At 72.2% G+C, this 18,487-nt stretch carries 5 protein-coding genes; 2 read left to right on the top strand and 3 right to left on the bottom strand.

Features of this window, described 5'->3' with window-relative positions:
• Positions 1-52: 52 nt before the first annotated feature.
• Positions 53-13,474 carry an amino acid adenylation domain-containing protein gene (locus tag ACZ7SW_RS33685; protein ID WP_470234405.1) on the top strand — a complete coding sequence of 4,474 codons (13,422 nt, stop codon included), beginning with the start codon at positions 53-55 and terminating at the stop codon, positions 13,472-13,474.
• Entirely contained in the window at positions 13,471-14,661 is a 1,191-nt protein-coding gene (locus ACZ7SW_RS33680) for a macrolide family glycosyltransferase (protein WP_470234404.1), read from the top strand. Before ACZ7SW_RS33685 ends, ACZ7SW_RS33680 begins: the two co-directional genes overlap by 4 nt.
• A 97-nt stretch (positions 14,662-14,758) precedes the next feature.
• On the opposite strand, the gene ACZ7SW_RS33675 is transcribed toward ACZ7SW_RS33680, so the two are convergent.
• The 3 genes from ACZ7SW_RS33675 to ACZ7SW_RS33665 are packed head-to-tail and all read right to left on the bottom strand — an operon-like array spanning position 14,759 to position 18,478.
• Entirely contained in the window at positions 14,759-15,421 is a 663-nt protein-coding gene (locus ACZ7SW_RS33675) for a response regulator transcription factor (RefSeq protein ID WP_470234403.1), read from the bottom strand.
• A gap of 10 nt (positions 15,422-15,431) precedes the next feature.
• Complete coding sequence (locus tag ACZ7SW_RS33670; protein WP_470234402.1) at positions 15,432-17,078, bottom strand: right-handed parallel beta-helix repeat-containing protein; 1,647 nt, start codon at positions 17,076-17,078, stop codon at positions 15,432-15,434.
• The gene (locus ACZ7SW_RS33665) at positions 17,078-18,478 is read right to left on the bottom strand and encodes a BTAD domain-containing putative transcriptional regulator (protein WP_470234401.1); all 1,401 of its coding nucleotides are present in this window, start codon (positions 18,476-18,478) and stop codon (positions 17,078-17,080) included. Before ACZ7SW_RS33665 ends, ACZ7SW_RS33670 begins: the two co-directional genes overlap by 1 nt.
• Positions 18,479-18,487 lie beyond the last annotated feature (9 nt).

Raw genomic sequence — 18,487 nt, 5'->3', positions numbered from 1 at the left:
AATGCGGGCACATCTCGGCCCCGCTCGGGCTCGCTGGCTTCGGGAGTTGCTCATGGCCGAACGGATCTGTCCCGCCTCGTGCGAACAGGAACGGATCTGGTTCGCCAGCCAATTCGAGCCGAATTCCCCGGCGTACAACATCTCGGCGGCAATGACGTTGCCGCCGGTCGCATTGCCGCCGGAAAGAATCGAAGAACTGCTGGCGACGGTAACCGCCCGGCACGAAGCCCTGCGCACGTCGCTGTCCGCCGACGAGCACGGCGTACTGCACCAGACGATCCATGACGAGGTCGCCATCGACGTCGACCACGTCGACCTGCGCGGGTGCCGAGAGGCCGAGGCGACGGCTCACGACCTGCTGCGGGAGCTGAGCCTTCGACCGCTCCCCTTGAATCGCGCGCCGCTGTGGCGTGCGGTGTGCGTCCGCCTGTCCGACGTGGACTACTGGCTGCTGTTCGTGGTGCACCACGCCGTCTTCGACGCGGCGTCGAGTGTGCTGCTGCAGTCCGAGCTGGACGAATTGTGCACGGCGTCAGCGGCGGGTCGACCGGCGGAGTTGCCCGAACTGGCGACGCAGTACGCCGACTACGCGGTGCACCAGCGCTCCGCTCGCGGCGATCAGGAGCGGCGGCTGGCGTACTGGCGCGATCAGCTCGCCGAACTGCCGGACGAGAATCTGCTGCCCACGGACCTGCCTCGGCCAGTGGTACCCGGCCACGAGGCCGCGGCGGTGCCGTTCCTCTTGCCGGAAGGGTTCATCGACCGCGTGACGGCAGTCGGGCGCGATCTGCGCGCGACGGCGTTCATGGTGCTGCTGGCCGCACATCACGTGCTGCTGGCGCGGTTGTCGGGCACCGCTGACGTGGCCATCGCGGTGCCGACCTCCAGCCGTGACCGGCAAACCCGGTCAGTGATCGGGATGTTCGTCGACACGGTGATCGTGCGGGTCGCGCTGCCTGCCGGACTGACCTTCGCCGAAGCGGTCGCGCGGGTGCGGGACGCGCTCTTCGACGGGTTGCGGCACAAGGGAATCTCGTTCCAGGAGATCGCCGACGAGTTCAGCGCCAGCGCGGCCGACCGGCTCGGACGGCTGTCCCGGATCGCGTTCAACTACGTGCCGTCGTCGGGGCACGAGTCGATCCACAACGGGTGGGCTCGCGCCGATCTCGCGCTTGAACTGTCCGCTGTGGACGGATGGCTGCTGTACCGGACTGATCTGTTCCAGCGGCGCAGCGCCGAGGCGTTGACCCGGCGGTATCTCGGCTTGCTCGCCGCGGCTCTGGACGCGCCGGATACGCAGCTGCGCGACCTGCCCCTGCACACCGAGGGTGAACTGGCGGAGGTACTGGCCTGGAGCACCGGAGAACCCGCCGCGGCTTCGGAGTCGCTGTCGGATCTGCTCGCCCGCCACGCCGAGAACGCACCGCAGCGCGCGGCGGTGGAAGCTGCCGACGCCACGTTGACCTACGCCGAAGTGCACGAACGGGTCGAGCACCTGGCCGGGGTGCTGGCCGCGCGCGGGATCGGCCCGGAGCACATCGTGGCGATCGTCGCGCCGCGCTCGGCCGCCTATCTGACCGCTGTGCTGGCGGTGCTCCGCGCCGGAGCCGCGTTCGCCCCGATCGACGCAGCCACGCCGCCAGCGCGGATCGCGACGCTGCTGGCGAACACCACCGCAGTCTTGGCCACCTCGTCCACAGTGGACCTGCTGCCGCCGGGAAGCGACGCCGTCGTGCTGGACGCGCTGGACGATCTGCCCACATCGGCGGTTGCCGGGGCGCTTCCGGACCACGCCGCCTACCTGCTGCACACCTCCGGCTCGACCGGCGAGCCGAAGGGCGTGGTGGTCACACGCGGGTCGTGGGCACGGCTCGCGGCGACCTGGGCGGACCGATTGGGGCTGTCGGGCGAGTCACGGGTCGCGCAGCTCGCCTCCGCGGCCTTCGACGCCTCCGTAGCCGAGATCGGCGCCGCGGTCGCCGCCGGTGCGACGCTGGTGGTCCCCGAGGCTCCGACCGCCGGTGAAGACCTGGCGAGATGGCTGGACGAGCACGCCGTCACCGAACTGCTGCTCACCCCGACGGTCCTCGCCAGCCTCCCGGAAGGATCGCTCCGCAGCGTCCGGACGGTGTTCGTCGGCAGCGAGGCATGCCCGACGGACCTCGCCGCGCGGTGGCACAGGGACGGACGCCGGGTGGTCAACGCCTACGGCCCGACCGAGGCGACGGTCAGCGCGACGCTCTGGGACTTCGCGCCCGGCACCGAGACCGCCACCGCGCCCATCGGCCGTCCGCATCGGGGGGCTCAGGGGTACGTGCTGGACGCGGCGCTCAAGCCGGTGCCACCGGGCGTCACCGGGGAGCTGTACCTCGCGGGACCCGGCGTCGCACGGGGTTATCTGAATCAGCCCGGCCGGTCGGCGGAGCGGTTCGTGGCCTGTCCGTTCGGTCCGCCGGGTGCGCGGATGTACCGCAGCGGCGACCTCGCGAGGTGGGGCTACGACGGGCTTCTGGAGTTCCGGGGCCGCGCCGACGAGCAGGTCAAGGTGAACGGGATCCGGGTCGAGCCCGGCGAGATCGAGGCCGCCCTGACGGCGCGGCCGGACGTCGAGCACGCGGTCGTCGTACTCCGCGAAGGGCGGCTGGTCGGGTACGTGACCGGGTCCACTGTGGACACCGATGCGGCGCTGGCCGACCTCGCGCGACGCCTGCCCAGCGGAATGGTGCCCGGTGCGCTGGTCGTGCTGGAGTCGATTCCGTTCACTCGCAACGGCAAACTCGACCGGAACGCGTTGCCCGCGCCCGTCGCGCCCGCGACGCCGCGCGGCGGAGAGGTGTCGGGGACCGTCGGGCTGATCTGCCGGTTGTTCGCCGAGGTGCTCGGGGTGGCCGAGGCCGGGCCGGAGGACAGCTTCTTCGCGCTGGGCGGGGACAGCATGTCCTCGATCCGGCTGGTGAACCGTGCCCGCAAGGCGGGGCTGGCGTTCTCGCCCCGGGACGTGTTCCGGCGGCGGACCCCGGCCCGGATCGCCGCGGCCGGGCCCGAGAAGCCGCAGGAAGTGCTGTCCGGCAACCATTCCCGTGCCGTGGAACGGACGCCGGCGGACGTCTTCGCCGAGACCGTGCGGCGTTGTCCGGAGGCTGCGGCACTCGACGACGGAACCACTGTGCTGAGCTACTCCGCGCTGTCCGAACAGGCTGGTGCGCTGGCCGAGCGCCTGCGCGGGCACGGAGTCGGCGCCGGCGACCGGGTCGGAGTGCGGGTTCCCTCCGGCACGGCTGAGCTGTACGTCGCGATCCTCGGTGTGCTCATCGCTGGCGCGGCTTATGTCCCGGTGGACGCGGATGATCCGGACGAGCGCGTCGAACGGGTCTTCATCGAGGCCGCGGTCAAGGCAGTCGTGCGGCAGGGCGGTCTGATCGAACCGCGTATTGCGGCCGGGCGCCGGGCGGACGGCGAGGCTTGGGTGATCTTCACGTCGGGCTCCACGGGGCGACCGAAGGGCGTCGCGGTCCCGCATTCCGCTGCGGTGTCCTTTGTGGACAGCGAGGCGCGGTTGTTCTGCGCCGGTCAGCCGCTGGGGCCGGGCGACCGGGTCCTGGCCGGGCTCTCGGTCGCCTTCGACGGGTCCTGCGAGGAGATCTGGCTGGCGTGGCGCAGCGGTGCGTGCCTGGTCCCGGCGACCCGGGAGACGGTCGAGGGACGGTGGCTGCGGGAGCGCGGGATCAGTGTGGTCTCGACGGTGCCCGCGCTCGCCGCCGCGTGGACGGCGCGGGACCTCGAGCCGGTGCGGCTGCTGATTTTCGGCGGCGAGTCGTGTCCGGCGGATCTGCTCGACCGGCTCGCCGGGCCGGACCGGGAGATCTGGAATACCTACGGGCCCACGGAAACCACGGTGGTCGCGACGCTGTGGCGGCACCGGCCTGGTCGCGCGACGACGGCGACTGCTCCGGTCGGCCGTCCCCTGCCGGGTGTCGCCGCGCACGTGCTCGACGCGCGGTTGCGCCCGGTGGAGCCTGGCGAACCCGGCGAGCTGTACCTGACCGGGTCGGGGCTCGCGCGTGGCTACGCCGGCCGTCCGGGGTTGTCGGCGGAGCGGTTCGTGGCCTGCCCGTTCGGCCCGCCGGGCGCGCGGATGTACCGGACCGGGGATCTGGTCCGCGAGGACTCCGACGGCATCCTGCACTTCCTCGGGCGCGCCGACGAGCAGGTCAAGATCCACGGGGTGCGGATCGAACCCGCCGAGGTCGAAGCGGCCCTGCGCGCCGATCCGGCGATCGAGCGCGCGGCGGTCGTCGTACGGGAGGACGAGCCGGGCAGGCGGCGTCTCGTCGGTTATGTCGTGCCCGCGGCGGAGTCCACAGTGGACGTCGAGGGCGTGCTGACCGGGCTCGCCGCGACCCTTCCCGGCGCGTTCGTCCCGGCGGACCTGGTGGTCCTGGACGAGATCCCGGCCACCCGCAACGGCAAGACCGACCTCGCCGCGCTACCGGCCCCAGCCCGGTCGGCCACGACCACCACGCGCGCGACGACCGCCACGGAGCAACTTCTCTGCCAGGTGTTCGCCGAGGTGCTCGGTCTCGCCGAGGTCGGTGTCGACGACAGCTTCTTCGCGCTCGGCGGGGACAGCCTGCTGGCGATCACCCTGGTCAGCCGGGCCCAGGCGAAGGGGGTCCGCTTCACGCCGCACGAGCTGTTCCTGCGCCGCACCCCGGCGCGGCTCGCGCGGCTGGCCGGCGACCGCCGCACACCCGCCGACTTCCCGCTGGCGCAGCTGAACCAGGCCGAGGTCGACGACCTGCTCCGCGATTACCCGGACCTGGTCGACGTCGTGCCGCTGACGCCCCTGCAACAAGGTCTGGTGTTCCACGGCAGTTACGACAGCGACGAGAACTACCGGGTGCAGCTGGCGCTCGACGTGGACGGCGACCTCGATCCGGACCGCCTGCGCGCGGCGGTCGACGCGCTGGTCCGCCGCTACCCGAACCTCGGCGCGGCGTTCCCGGCCACCCGCGACGGCCGCCTGGTGCAGGTGATCCCGGAGCACCGTCCGCCGCATTGGCGCGCGGCCGACGTTTCCTGGTCAGAACACGAGGCCGCGCGGATCTCCGCGGAAGAGCTGCAGGCTCCGCTCGACCTTGCCCGTCCACCGTTGTTGCGGGCCGCGCTGTTGAAGCTCGGTGAAGGCCGATCGAGGCTGCTGCTGACCCTGCACCACGTGCTGTTGGACGGCTGGTCGACGCCCATCGTGATCCGCGAACTGCTCGCGCTGGCCGCAGGCGCGGAGCTGCCGCCCGCCGCCGACCACCGCGATTACCTGCGCTGGCTGGCGGAGCAGGACCACGCGGTCGCGGCCAAAGCGTGGGCCCAGGCGTTGCGGGATCTCGACGGCCCGACCCTGCTCGCCCCGGAACGGCTGCGCTCGCGCACGGTCCGGCCCGAACTGGTCAGCGCCCGGCTGGGGGCGGAGGCCTTCGACGAACTCCGGGAGCGGCTGCGCGGGCTGGACCTGACGCTCAACGCCGCCGTGCAGTCCGCGTGGGCGGTCCTGCTCGGCAGGCTCACCGGCAAGGCGGACGTGGTGTTCGGCACGACGGTCGCCGGGCGTCCGGCGGAGCTGGAGCGCGCGGACCGGATGGTCGGGCTGCTGATCAACACGATCCCGGTCCGGGTGCGGTGTTCGCCGCGCGAGCCGCTGGCCGGGCTGCCGCGACAGGTCCAGGACCAGCAGGCGGATCTGCTGGAGCACCAGTACCTCGGCCTCGCCGACATCCAGCGCGCGGCCGGGCACGGGGTGCTGTTCGACACCGCGACCGTGGTCGAGTCCTATCCGGACATGGGCGGACTCGGCGGTGCTGGCGAGCTCGCGGTCACCGGGTTCGGCAGGCGGGAATCGACGCATTACTCGCTCTACCTCTACGTGATTCCCGGCCGCGAGCTGACCGTCGAACTCGCCTTCCGGCCGGACGTGCTCAGCGCGGACACCGCGACTGAGGTCGCCGAGAGCTTCCTCAGCCTGCTGACGGCGATCGCTGATCAGCCTTCGCGACCGGCCGGGGCGCTGCGGCTCTTGACCGACGACCGCACCCGGGCATTGCTCGCCACCGGACTCGGTGCCGCTGCGGGAGCGCCGCCGTTCGATCCGATCTTGATGGCCGATCCGGACCGGATCGCAGTACGCGACGCGCGGGGACAGCTCACCTATCGCGAACTCGACGCGGCGGCGAACCGGTTGGCGCACTTGCTGATCGAGCACGGCGCGGGTCCGGAAAGGACAGTGGCGGTGGCGATCCCGCCGTCCGCTTCGTATCTGACCGCGCTGCTCGCGATCACTCGCGCGGGCGCGGCCGTGCTGCCGCTCGACCTGAACCATCCCCTGCGGCGCCGCCGGTTCATGGTGGAAGACGCCCGCCCGCTGCTGACTCTCGGAACCGCGGCGGCCCTCGACGGCGTGCCCGGCCCGCACCTCGTCCTGCCGAGCACGATCGACCAGCCCGACACGCGACCGGTTGAGCGCGCGATGCCCCAAAATCCGGCGTTCCTCTTCTACACGTCGGGTTCGACCGGCGCGCCGAAGGCAGTCGTCACCACGCGTGCCGCGGTCGCGAACGCCGTCGCTGCCTTCGTGACCGGCTACCGGCTCGACGAGGACGCCCGGATGGCGCACACCACGTCGGCGGCGTTCGACATTTCGGTGGCTGAACTGTTCGCGCCGCTGGCCGCGGGCGCGACCGTGGTGATCCCGGATCCCAGCGTGCCGCGCGCCGGGGCCGGGCTCGGCGATTGGCTGCGCGAGGCCGAAGTCAGCCACGCGCAACTGGTGCCGACGGTGCTCGGCACGATCCCGGCCGAATCGGCCAGCGGGCTGACCACCGTGATCGTCGGCGGCGAGGCGTGTCCCGGCGAACTGGCGCAGCGGTGGGGCGAGGGCCGCACGGTGGTCAACGCCTACGGGCCGACCGAGGCGACGATCTGGGCCACCCTGTGGGACTGCGAGCCCGGCTCGGGCACGGCCGTCGCCGCGATCGGCCGGCCGATGCCGGGAGTGCGCGTCCTGGTGCTGGACTCGGCGCTGCGCCCGCTCCCGCCGGGGATCACCGGCGAGCTGTACCTGGCCGGAGACTGCCTCGCCCGCGGTTACCGCGGCCGTCCCGCGCTGACCGCTGAACGCTTCACGGCTTGTCCGTACGGTCCGCCGGGCGCGCGCATGTACCGGACCGGCGACCTCGCGCACTGGGATTCCGACGGCACGCTGCACTACGACGGCCGCACCGACGGACAGCTGAAGATCAACGGCGTACGGGTGGAACCGGGCGAGATCGAAGCGGCCCTTCTAGCGCATCCCGACGTCGAGCAGGCCGTGGTGGTCACCGTCGAGAAGCGCCTGATCGCTTACGTGGTCCCGGAACTCGGCGCAGCGGACGTTCGGGAGCACCTCGTCCAGGTGCTGCCGCGCTCCGTGGTGCCCGGTGCGATCGTCGGGCTCGAGGAGCTGCCCCGGCTGGCCAACGGCAAGATCGACCGCGCCGCGCTCCCCCGCCCGGCCCGCCGCGAATCTCGTCGCCCCGCCAACGCGCGGGAGGCGACGCTGTGCCGGATCTTCGGCTCGGTGCTCGGCACGACCGATGTCGGCGCGGACGACGGGTTCCTCGATCTGGGCGGGGACAGCATTTCCGCGATCCGGCTGGTGGCCCGGGCGCAAGCCGCCGGTCTCGGATTGACGCTGCGCGAGGTGTTCCGGCACGGCAGTCCGGCCGGGCTCGCCGCGGTGGCGCGGGTCCGGGCCGACGTCGAGCTTGGCGACGGAAAGGTGCCGCTGACCCCGGTGATGCACTGGCTGTCCGAGACCGGCGGCGACATCAGCCGGTTCAGTCAGTCCGCGTTCGTGCACACCCCCGCCGGGCTGACCGAGGATCGGCTGGCGGGTGCGTTGGAGCAGGTGCTCGCCCGGCACGACATGCTGCGGATGCGATGGACGCGAGGGGCGATCGACATCCGGCCGAGCGCGGGGAGTTGCCTTCGCCGGGTCGACGCCACCGGCCCGGACACCGACGCGCTCGTCCGGACGGAGGCCGCCGCAGCGGGCGCAGCACTCGCGCCGGAGCAGGGTGCGATCGTCCGCGCGGTCTGGTTCGAAGCCGGACCCGCCCGTCGAGGCAGCCTGCTGCTCGTCGTGCACCATCTGGCCGTCGACATCGTGTCCTGGCCGATCCTGCTGTCGGATCTCGCCGCCGCCTGCGAAGCCCCCGGCACGCCGTTGCCGCCCGTACCGACGTCCTTCCGCGCTTGGGCCACCCGGCTGCACGAGGAAGCCCGGTCCGCGCGGCGGCTGACCGAACTGCCGTACTGGAACTCGGTCGTGACGAACACCGGCCCCGCGATCACCACGGGTAGCCTGGACGGCGAACGAGACACCTTCGGCACGGCGGCTCATCACACCGTCTCGCTGCCGGTGGACATCACTCGCGCCGTGCTCGGTCCGGTGTGCGCGGCCTTCCACGCCTCGGCGGAGGACGTCCTGCTCACCGCGCTCGCGGTCGCGGTCGCCGACTGGCGGGAGTGCAACGGCTTACCGCGCAACGCATTCCGGGTCGACGTCGAGGGACACGGCCGCGCGGACCTCGACGAGGCGATCGACCTGACCCGCACCGTCGGCTGGTTCACCAGCATGCGTCCGGTGCGCCTCGACCCCGGCCCGCTCCGGTGGGACGACCTCTGGTCCGGCGGCGCCGACGCGGGCGCGTGCCTGCGACGAGTCAAGGAGCAGGTTCGCGCCGCCCCGGGTCAGGGCCTCGGCTACGGACTGCTGCGGTACCTCAACCCGGACACCGCGGCCACGCTCGCCGCCGCCCCGGCGGCCCAGATCGCGTTCAACTACCTGGGCCGGTTCACCCCGGCCGCCGAGTCCGACTGGGCTCCGGTGACCGACTACGGCGCGCTGAGCGCGGAGGTGGTCACCGGCGGTTCCGGCAACCGGCAGCCGCTGGGTCATCCCCTGCTGGTCGACGCCCATGTGACCGAAGGCCCGGACGGCCCCGTCCTCGGCGCCACCTGGACCTGCGCCCCGGCTCTGCTGTCCGAAGAGGACGTCCGCGAGCTCGCGGAGAGCTGGACCCGGGCGGTGACCGCGCTGGCCGACCACGGCCGGACTCCCGGAGCTGGCGGGCACACTCCGTCGGACTTCCCGCTGACGCCGCTCCGTCAGTCCGATGTGGACAGAATCGCGGCGGAATACCCGCGCTTCGCCGACGTCCTCCCGCTCACGCCCTTGCAACGCGGCTTCGTCTTCCACGCCAACCTGGACGGTGCCGGCACCGATCTCTATCGCATGCAGCTCAGCCTCGATCTCACCGGCGAGGCGGACGCTTCGCGGCTGCGGGCGGCGCTGGTCTCGGTGCTGGAGCGGCATCCGCACCTGCGCGCGGCGTTCCCGACGGTCAGTTCCGGCGAGCCGGTCGCCGTGATTCCGGCGCTGACCGAACCGGAGTGGACCGATCTGCGTAGCGATGGCGCGGTGGAAGCACTCGCCGAGGCGGAGGCGGCCCGGCCGTTCGACCTGACCAAGCCGCCGTTGCTGCGGGCGCTGCTGGTGCGGCTGCCCGGCGGACAGAACCGGCTGGTGCTCTCCTATCACCACGTCCTGCTGGACGGATGGTCGATTCCGCTGCTGCTGGACGAGATTCGCCGCGAGTACGCCGGGAACCGTCGAGCGTCGGTGGTGGAGCTGCGCGACTACTTCGACTGGCTCGGCGAACGCGACCGCGAGGCGGCAGCTCAGGCGTGGCGATCTTCCCTGGACGGCCTCGCCGGTCCGACGCTGATCGCCGCCCGGCGCGCGGCCGCTGATCCGGTCGAGATCACAACCGCACTGTCCACTGAGGACTACGCCAGGTTGTCGGCGCAGCTGCGGCAACTCGGCGTCACGCTCAACACGGCCGTCCAAGCTGCCTGGGCGATTCTGCTCAGCGAGCACACCGGTCGCGCGGACGTCGTGTTCGGCACCACCGTGTCCGGGCGTCCGCCGGACCTGCCCGCGGCGAGCGAGCTGATCGGCCTGTTGATCAACACGCTCCCAGTGCGCGTCCGGCTGGCCGCCGACGAACCGCTCGCCGAGTTCTTGCGGCGGCTCCAGCGGGAACAGGCGGAGCTCTTCGAGCACCAGTACCTCGACCTCGCGGAGATCCAGCGGCTTGCCGGGCACGGAGAGCTGTTCGACACCGCGACCGTCGTGGAGAACTACGCTGGGGCCAAGGAACTCCTCGGCGGCGACGCTCTCTTCACCGGGGTCAGCGGGCGGGAGTCGACGCACTACCCGCTCGACCTGACCGTCCGCCCCGGCGCGGAGCTCGGCATCCGGCTGGCTTACCGGCCGGACGTCATCAACCCGGCGACGGCGACCGAACTGGCCGCGCGCTTCCGCCAGGTCCTGCTGACAGTCGCGGCCGAACCCGACCGGATCCTGCGGCCCACGCCGACCCTCGCGGAGTGGTTCAGCCAGATCGCCGCGCGCCACCCGGACCGGCCCGCGGTCTCCGATGCGCGGATTTCCTACACCTACGCGGAGTTCGACGCGGCCGCGAACCGGCTCGCGCACCTGCTGATCGCCCACGGCGCGGGCCCGGAGCGCATCGTCGCCGTCGCGGTGCCGCGCGGAGCCGACCACGCGCTGGCGATCCTCGCGGTGCTCAAGTCCGGAGCTGCGGTGCTGCCGGTGGACACCGGTTACCCGGCCGAGCGGATCCGGTTCATGCTCGCAGACTCCCGGCCGGTGCTGACCCTGGCCCACGAGGAGCTGGACACGCCGCACCTCAACCTCGCCGATCCCCGGACCGCCCTTGCCGGGCAACCGGAAACGGCTCCGCAGACCGAGGTCCGGCCGCTCAACCCCGCGTTCGTGCTCTACACCTCGGGTTCGACCGGGACCCCGAAGGCGGTGTCCGTCCCGCACGCGGCCGTCGTGAGCATGGCTGCCGCACAGATCGACGGGTTCGCTGTCGACGCGGGCTCAACCGTCTCCCAGCTGTCGTCACCGAGCTTCGACGCGGCGATTTCCGAACTGTGCACGGCATTGCTGTCCGGCGCGCACTTGGTGCTGCCGGGCCCGGACGTCATTCTGGAAGGGCCCTCGCTGGCCGAGTGGATCACTGAACACGAGGTCACGCACGTGCAGCTCGCTCCGGCGGTGCTGGCGACCGTTCCGGCGGAGAGCCTGCCCCGGGTGCGCACCCTAGTGGTCGGAGGCGAAGCCTGTCCGGGCACTCTGATCGAGACGTGGGCACGCGGCCGCCGGATGGTGAACACCTACGGCCCGGCCGAGGCCGCCGACACCGTGACGTTGTGGCCCTGCTCTCCCGGTTCCGGCCGCGCCGTGGCGCCGATCGGCCGCCCGATCCGGGACACCGACGTGTTCGTGCTGGACTCGCGGCTCGCTCCGGTGGCCTCTGGGACGGTCGGCGAGATCTACGTCGCCGGACCCGGTCTCACCCGGGGCTACCTGGTGCGGCCGGGACTGACCGCGGAGCGGTTCACCGCCTGCCCGTTCGGCCCGCCCGGCACGCGGATGTACCGCACCGGCGACCTCGGCCGCTGGGACGCGGACGGTCTTCTGCACTACGAAGGGCGGGTCGACGACCAGGTCAAGGTCAACGGGATCCGCATCGAGCTGGGCGAGGTCGAGGCTGCCTTGACCGCTCACCCGGACGTCGGGCAGGCCGTGGTCGTGCCGGACGACGGGCGGCTGCTCGGCTATCTCGTTCCCGCGCCCGGCGCCGCGGTCGATCCCGCCGCGGTGCGGGCCGGGCTCGAGGCGCGGCTGCCGGTCCACCTCGTGCCGTCCGCGCTGCTGGCGATGGCGCAGATTCCCCGTACTGCCAATGGGAAAATCGACCGTTCGGCGTTGCCTAGACCGAGGGTGCCCCAGCAGACCCCCGTGTTGGCGAGTCGGCCTCCGCGCACTCCGCACGAGCGGATGCTGTGCGAGGTCTTCGCCGACACGCTCGACCGGCCGTCGGTCGGCGTCGACGAGGATTTCCTCGCGCTGGGCGGACACTCACTGCTGGCGATGCGGGCGGTCTCCCGGATCCGGGACCTGCTCGGGGTCGAACTGGCCGTGCGCGAGCTGTTCGATCACCCGACCGCGGCCGGGCTCGCCGCCCGGGTGGAGCACGCTCGGCCTGTCGTGGCGGCACCGCTGGAGCGTCGGCCGCTTCCGGAGCGGATCCCGTTGTCGCACAGTCAGTTCCGGTTCTGGGCACGAGACCAGCTGCACGGGCCGACAGCCACGACGGTGCTTCCGCTCGCCCTGCGGCTGCCGGAGCTGGACGAGCCCGCGCTGACCGCCGCGCTGACCGATCTCGTCGCGCGGCACGAATCGCTGCGGACGGTCTACGACGTGCACGAAGGCCAGCCGTACCAACGCATCCTGATCGCTGCTCCGCCACACGTGCGACGACTGACTGCGACCGGTGACTTGGATCGGGTGCTCTCCGAGGCGGCGGCCGAACCGTTCGACCTCACGCGCGAGCCGCCGCTGCACGCTTATCTGGTCACTGGCGCGAAGCCGCTTCTGCTGCTAGTCCTGCCGCATGTCGCCGCGGACGGCTGGTCGCTGGACGTACTGTCCCGCGACTTCCGCCAGGCCTACTCCGCTCGGCGCGCCGGGGCGCCGCCCACGTGGTCGCCGCTTCAGGTCCGTTATGCGGATTACGCGGTGTGGCAACGTGAGCTGCGCGCCGACGAGCAACTCGCCCATTGGCGATCCACGCTCGCCGGGCTGCCCTCGGAAATCCCGCTGCCCGCCGACCGGCCCCGGCCATCGATCCGGACCGGCCGAGGAGGGACCGTGCTCGGCCGGTTCGACGCCGGGCTGCGCGAGGGCCTGACCGCGGTGGCCCGGGAGTGCGGGGCGAGCCTGTTCATGGTGCTGCACGCCGGTCTGGCCGCGCTCCTCACCGGCCTCAGCGGTGCCACTGACCTGCCGCTGGGCACCCCGGTCGCCGGACGTCCGCGCCCTGAACTGGACGATCTCGTCGGGTGTTTCGCCGACTGCCTGGTGCTGCGCACGGACACCTCCGGCGACCCGTCGTTCCGGGATTTGGTGGCGCGGGTGCGCGAGGCGGACCTGACCGCGTACGCCAACCAGGACGTTCCGTTCGACCGGCTAGTGGCGGAACTGGGCGCGCGGACCCCGGACCGGCACCCGTTGTTCCAGATCCAGCTAGCCCTTCAGGACCTGCCGGCCGGCGCGGACCGGGGCGACGAGCGTCCGGTCGCCATCGGCACCGATTCCCACGACCACGACCTGTACCTGGAGTTCCAGCAGGCCCGGACGAACGAACTGGACGCCTATCTGCACTACTCCAGCGACCTGTTCGACCGTGCCACCGCCGCCGGACTGCTCGACAAGCTGCGGGCGCTGCTCGCCGCGGCCGTCGACGCGCCCGACGCGCCGCTGTCCCGGCTGGGGTGGTCATGACGCATCTCTGCATGGTGAATCTGCCGTCGTACGGCCACGTTCTCCCGAGCCTGGAGGTGATCCGGGAACTCGTCGCCCGCGGGCATCGGGTGAGCTACGCCAACGATCTCGCATTCGCCGACGTGATCACGGCCGTTGGCGCGGACTTCGTGCCGTACCGGTCGACCCTTCTGTCCTATTTGGACGGCCGGACGGAATGGCCGTCCGACGAGATAGCGCACCGGGACCTGTTCCTCGACGACGCGATCGCGATGACCCCGCAGCTGCGGGCGGCGTTCGAGCACGACCGGCCGGATCTGGTCCTGTACGACCAGGGCGTCGGCGCGGTGCGAGTGCTGGCCGAACAGTGGCGGGTGCCGCACGTGATGTTCTCGCCGAACTCCGTCCCGGACCGCGGCGCCGACGAACTCCTGCGCGAATTCGAGCGACGACGGCGTGATCCGCGCTTCTCCGTCCACTACGGGCGGTGGGAAGAATGGCTGCGCGACAACGGGATCCCGTCCGGATACCTCGGCCGCCCGGCGCGGGAGCTGGCGCTGATCCCCCGGCTGCTGCAGCCGAACCCCGACCGGGTGGACTCCCGGCGGACCACCTTCGTCGGCCCCTGCTTCGGCTCCCGCACGGCGGCCCCGGCGTGGCAAGCGCCCGCCGGGGCGGAACGGGTGCTGCTCGTGTCGCTGGGGTCGACGTTCACCGGCAAACCGGACTTCTACCGCGAGTGCGTCGCGGCGTTCGGCGACCTGCCGGGGTGGCACGTGGTGCTCCAGATCGGCAAACACGTCGATCCGGCGGCGCTCGGCGAGGTGCCCGGGACGGTCGAGGTGCGGGACTGGGTGCCGCAGCTGGCGGTGCTGGAGAAGGCCGCCGCGTTCGTCACCCACGGCGGGATGGGCGGGTGTATGGAGGGGTTGTTCCATGGCGTGCCGATGATCGCGGTCCCGCAGGACCCGCACACCGACCAGCCGGACAACTCCGACGCGCTGGTGCGGCTGGGGGTCGGCCGCCGGATCGATCCTGACCGCGTGACCGCGGGCGTGTTGCGGGAGAGCCTGCTGGAGCTGGTCGGCTCGCCGGAGGTCGCGGCGCGGCTGGCGGAGGTTCGCCGGGGGCTGAGGGCGGAGGGCGGGACCGGGCGGGCGGCTGACTTGATCGAGGCGGAGCTGGCGGGCGTACGGGGTTCAGGCTGACTGTGCGGAGGACTGAACCATCCGGTTGTGTCGCAGAATCGTCACGCCTGCCGTCGGAGGCGCGGCCGGATGACCGCGCCCCGGGGCACGGGTATCGCTACCCCGCGAACCGGTAGCCGACGCCGCGGACCGTCTCGATCAGGGTCTGTTCCCGCAGTTTGCGCCGAAGCTGACGGACCACGACCTCCAGGACGTTCGAGTCCGGATCGGCCATCCGGTCCCACGCGTGCTCGATCAGCTCCTTGCGCGGCACCGGAGCCCCGGCCGCGGCCATCAGGCGTTCGAGGACCAGGAATTCCTTCGGGGCCAAGGTGAGCAGCACGCCCGCGCGGCGCACCTCGCGCGTGCCCGCGTCGAGTTCCACGTCGCCGAGGCGCAGGACGGCCGGGCGGGCCCGCGGCGCCGGGCTCAGCCGGCACAGACTGCGCACGCGCGCGACCAGCTCGGCCATCTCGAACGGTTTAACGAGATAGTCGCCGCCTTGGCTCAGGCCTTCGACCCGGTCGGCGGTGCTGTCGCGCGCGGTCAGGAACAGCACCGGCACCAGCCAGCCGGACCGGCGCCGGTGCTGCACGTAGCGGAGGGAGTCGCCGGCGGGCAGCATCCGGTCGAAGACCACGCAGTCGTAGGCGTTGACGAAGAGCGCTTCGTCGGCGACCGGCAGGTCGGCCACCGCGTCCACGGCGAATCCGGCGGCGCGCAGCGAAACGTCGAGCGCCAACCGCACGTTGTCATCGTCTTCGACCACCAGCACCCGCACGAAGCCCAGGTTAGCGGGCCACCGCCGCCTCGATGTCGGCGATGCTCAAGCTCCGCAGCTCCTCCAGCGTCGGCACCCGGCCGAGCAGCCGCAACCGCTGCGACTGCGACTTCCGCACGCCCTCGAACAACCGCCGCGCGTCGCGGGCGTTGCCGAAGTTCTCGTCGCCGGAAATCCGCGCGAAGTGGTCGACGAGCACCGGTTCCGCGGCCGCGTCGAGTTCGTAGTCCTGGCCGGAGACCATCCGGCCGATGATGCCGAGCAGCTCGTCGGGGGTGTAGTTCTCGAACTCGATCGTCTTGCCGAACCGCGACGCGAGCCCGGGGTTGGCCGACAGGAACCCGGCCATCTCCTTCGTGTACCCGGCCACGATCACGGCCACCTCGTCCCGGTGGTCCTCCATCATCTTCACCAGGGTGTCGATCGCCTCCTGCCCGAAGTCGCCGCCCGCCGAGCCCGCCCGCGACAGCGTGTAGGCCTCATCGATGAACAGCACCCCGCCCTTGGCCTCCTCGAAGATCAGCGCCGTCTTCTCCGCGGTGTGGCCGATGTACTGGCCGACCAGATCGCGCCGCGACACCTCCCGGAACTGTCCGTGCGGCAGCACCCCCAGTGCCTGCAGCAGCCGCCCGTACAGCCGGGCCACGGTGGTTTTCCCGGTGCCGGGCGCGCCGGCGAAGATCAGGTGGTGGCTCGCGCCGCCGACCGGCAGTCCCGCGTTCCGCCGCCATTCGTTGACCTGCAGTTCGTCCACCAGCGAGCGCACTTCGGCCTTGACGCGGGGAAGGCCGACCATCGTGTCGAGTTCGATCAGCAGTTCGTCCGGGGCCCCGCCGCCGGAGCCGGCCGGTCCGGTGGCCTCGACCACGACCGGGTTCGCGCCCGCTGCCAGGGAAATACCCGGTTCCGCGGTGTTTTCCGCCCGGCACTCCTCGATGCCGCCGCCGCATCCGGCCGCGAACGCGATGCCGAAGCCGCGCGAATCCCGGACGGTGCACTGACGGAGGACCGGCGAGCTGTGCTGGGCCACGGCGATCCCGTCCGAGCCGGTGCGCGAAATCCCGCAGTTCTCCAATACCGGGCGGCTGTATTGGTAGACGTACACCCCGCGCAGTCCGCAATCGGTCACGGTGCAGCCGCGCAAGACCGGCGCGGCCCCCATGCCGATCACGACGCCGTCACCAGTCACCTCCTCGATGACGGTGTCCACCAGCCGTCCCGGGCTGCCTTCGATCACCACGCCCTGTTCGACGGCCTTGAGCGAGCAGCCCGTCAGTTCGAACGCCGCCGTCCCCTCGATCCGCACCGCGGGCCCGCGCCCGCCGGTCATCAGGCAGCGGCGCACGACCAGCTCGACGTTCTCCGCGGACAACGCGGCCGACTCGCCGGCGTGCAGCTCGATCCCTTGCAGCGTCAGGGATCCGCCCACCGCGTGCAGCACCGGATGATCCGCTCCGGCACCGTCGACGATCACCTGCGCCCCGGCCTCCGCGGTGAGCGTCACATGCAGGCCGGACAGGGCGAGCACTTCGCGGTACCGGCCCTCGGCGACGGTGATCACGGCGTGGTCCGGGGCGGCGGAGAGCGCGTCGCCGATCGTCGGGTACGCGCCGGGCCGGTCGGCGACCAGCAGCCGTCGTGCGTTCGGCGTCGTCATCAGCCAGCCTCGGCCATCAGCCAGCCCCGGCCGGCCGCCTTCGCCCCGGCCTGGAACCGGCTGCGCGCGCCGAGCCGGTTCATGATGTCGGCGACCATCCGCCGGACCGTGCGCACGGAGATGTCCAGCCGGGCCGCGGCGGATTCGTCGGTGCTGCCCGAACACAGCAGGGTCAGCAGATCGCGCTCGCGGCGGGTGAGCCCGACCGCGTCGTCCCGGTCGGCCAGGCCGGCCGGGATCAGCGGCACGGCCTCGGGCCAGATCCGGTCGAACAGCCCGGCCGTCGCCGCGACGACACCGGGCAGCCGGAACACCGCCGCGGCCGCGCTTCCCTGCCCGGCCCGGTCGTCCGGCAGCACCGCGGCCGAACGGTCGACGACCAGCGCGTCCATCGGCACGTCGGCCGCGGTCCGCACGTCCGCGCCGGCGAGCGCCAGGCCGCCGAGCGCGCCGGACAGCCTCGCAGAATCGGGGCACAGCAAGCGATAGCGCACGCCGGGCCGCAACGTCGCCTGGCCCAGCCGGCGCACCACCTCGGCCGGCCCCGGCCCGACGGTGGCGCACATGATCAGCACCTCGCTCGCGGCCGTTGCCAGCAGCCCGTCGATCCCGGCCGGCCGCGGCGCGGACCCGCCGCCCGCGACCAAGCTGAGCTTCGCGCCGGTGCCCGGCTGCCGTTCCCGCAGCACCTTGCGCTGCGCGGCAACGAGTTCCGGTCCCGGCTCCCAGCCGAGTTCGCGGGCCAGCAGCTTCCGCGCGTGCTCGAACACGGCCAGCGCCTCGGCCGGACGACCGGCTTGCTGCAGGGCCAGCACGAGCCGCGCCCACGCGCTTTCGCGGAGCGGATCGCGGTCGGCGACCTCGCGCAGCAGCGTGATCGCGTCCGTCGCGCGGTCCGACGCGAGGTACGCCTCGGCGAGCAGGCACCGGAGCTCGGCGCGCCGTTCCTCCCATTTCGCCGCGGCCGCCCGCGCGCCGTCGAACTCGAGACCTTCGAACGGCTCTCCCCGCCAGTGCCCCAGCGCGGCGGACAGCCGCTCGGCCGCGGTCTCGTACGCCGACTCGGCCAGCGCCGCACGGCCGGCTTCGGCCAGCGTCTCGACCAGCTCGGTGTCCAGCTCGCCCGGCAGCACCTTGATCCGGTAGCCGCCCGGCCGGCTTTCCAGCCGCTCCCCCACGCCCTGGCGCAACTGCCACACGTAGCTGCGCAGATTGCGCAGCGCGGAGGCGGGCACGGCCTGTTCATGCCAGATTCCGGCGATCAGCTGATCGACCCGGACCCAGGCGTTAGCGTGCAGGAGCAACACGGCCAGCAGCGCGCCCGGCTTCGTCGCCCTCAGCTCGATGCGGGTGCCGCTCGACGTGCGCGCCTCGAGCGGACCGAGTAGTTGAAACTGCATGCGCTAACT

The sequence above is a fragment of the Amycolatopsis sp. NPDC114484 genome, from assembly GCF_055633755.1.
Note: the sequence above shows the minus strand (reverse complement) of the source record. Positions and strands in the feature narration are given on the sequence as shown.

What these genes read in the sequence shown, in the direction of transcription:
- ACZ7SW_RS33685 (WP_470234405.1), top strand. Translation starts at nt 53, where the DNA reads ATGGCCGAACGGATCTGTCCCGCCTCGTGCGAACAGGAACGGATCTGG.
- ACZ7SW_RS33680 (WP_470234404.1), top strand. Translation starts at nt 13,471, where the DNA reads ATGACGCATCTCTGCATGGTGAATCTGCCGTCGTACGGCCACGTTCTC.
- ACZ7SW_RS33670 (WP_470234402.1), bottom strand. Translation starts at nt 17,078, where the DNA reads ATGACGACGCCGAACGCACGACGGCTGCTGGTCGCCGACCGGCCCGGC.
- ACZ7SW_RS33665 (WP_470234401.1), bottom strand. Translation starts at nt 18,478, where the DNA reads ATGCAGTTTCAACTACTCGGTCCGCTCGAGGCGCGCACGTCGAGCGGC.